The sequence below is a fragment of the Bacillus sp. JJ722 genome, from assembly GCF_036963345.1.
Lineage (GTDB): Bacteria > Bacillota > Bacilli > Bacillales > DSM-1321 > Bacillus_AD.
The window spans coordinates 1-1,845 of record NZ_JBALMO010000319.1; the positions used below are offsets into that span (position 1 = coordinate 1).

Here is a 1,845-nt window from a genome sequence, read left to right on the forward strand (position 1 = left end):
GACAATAGGAATACTGTACCTGATGTATTTAACTGAGGCTTTCAGTATTGCTCCTCCAAAATATGAAGAGGAAGAAATTCAAATGTAAAAGATTATAAGGATATAATAGTATGTTATTCGCATCAAACCAGTAATATGCTTTTGCTTCAAATCTAAAATTTAAAAGCGTTTGAATGAAAAGAGTTTTAGATCATATAAACTCGGAATCGTTTCACTAGATACACTGATTATGATGTATATGAAAAAGCGGCTGTTATTTTGAACAGTCGCTTTTTCATTGTTTAGAGATATAAATAGATTGCTATTCAATTTTGAATTTTTTTAAAATTGTGTGTAAAATAGAGTATTCACAGTTTGCAATTAAAGGGGATGGCAATATGTTTTCGATTGCGCAAGAAAAAATCAGACCGATTATCTCCGTTCATACAGAGGGGCTAGAGAGTATTGATAATATTGATTTAACAACTATGGGTGAGCCTTTTCTCTTTCTTATGAAGGCAAATGAAATCGTTTCATATGTTCATATCGCCAGTCTTTTACTTGATCGAAAAAGCCAAAATAAGGTAAATGGGAGCTTGTTAATAGAGTATGCTCATAGCATTGAAGGCATAGGTCAGTTAAATCAGGAACAACCACTTTCACTTTCAACACTCTTCCAAATTATTGGAGAACCTATAGCGGTTATTAAAGAAAGTGATCGAAGTATTGGGTATATTCGCAGGGAAGAGTTGATAGCAGAATTATTTAAGCAGGAAAATGAAAGTGTAGATTTGTTGAGAAATATTTTGAAATCAATTCCTATGGGGATATTTGTCATTAATAAGGAGCAGAAGATTATAAACTGTAATGATTCTGGATTAAGGATGATTAGGTCAACTTCAGAAAAAGTGTTACATCATTCTGCTGATGAGTTTTTTTCTTCCGAAAACATTAGTAAAGTTTTCACAACGGGAAAAAGTATTTTAAATGATGTTCAAGTTAAAGATGAGATAGGCATGATTGTAGATTACAGCCCTATTTTTAATACAGATAAAAAGGTAGAAGGAATTGCCATCGTCGTGCAAGACTTACCAATGGTCGAGCAGATGGCTATGGAAATCGAGCATATCAACAACTTAAATAAAGATTTGAATGCAATCCTTTCTAGTATTTATGATGAAATTCTTGTTGTGAATCATAAAGGAGAATTAATGCGTTACAGCGATAATATTATTGCAAGTTATTGGCAAACAGATATAAAGAATTTAATTGGGAAAAATATCGCTGAATTAGAAGAAAAAGGTCTTTTTAGTCCCTCAGTAACGAGATTAGTATTGGAGAAAAAGAAAAAAGTCTCTATTGTTCAAGAGACAAGCTCCGGTAATAAAATTCTTTCAGTTGGTAATCCAGTTTTTAATGAAAAGAATGAATTAGATCGAATAATCATTGCTTCAAGGGATATTACAGAAGCGACTCGCCTTAAAACAGAACTGATGGAAATGAAAAAGATTTCTGAACAATACAAAAAAGAATTAGATGATTTTAAGAATGAGGATCGATTTGTTAAAAAGCTTGTTTATCGCAGTGATAAAATGTACAAATTGATTAATCAAGCAAGAAAGATTTCTGATTTTTCCTCAACCGTACTTATTCATGGTGAATCTGGCGTTGGGAAAGAAGTTATCGCCCAGGCTATCCACCAATTAGGGAAAAGATCTTCTAAGAAATTTCTTAAATTAAATTGCGGTGCTATTCCTGAAAATCTCTTAGAAAGTGAGCTGTTCGGTTATTCAAGCGGCTCTTTTACAGGAGCAGATAAGAATGGTAAGGATGGGTATTTCAAACAGGCTGATGAAGGTATTTTAT

1 protein-coding gene is annotated in these 1,845 nt (G+C 32.6%); it reads left to right on the plus strand.

The features are described 5' to 3' along the window. Window positions 1-377: 377 nt before the first annotated feature. The coding region (locus V7014_RS24990) for a sigma 54-interacting transcriptional regulator (protein ID WP_335511462.1) at window positions 378-1,845 on the plus strand (1,468 nt) is incomplete at its 3' end.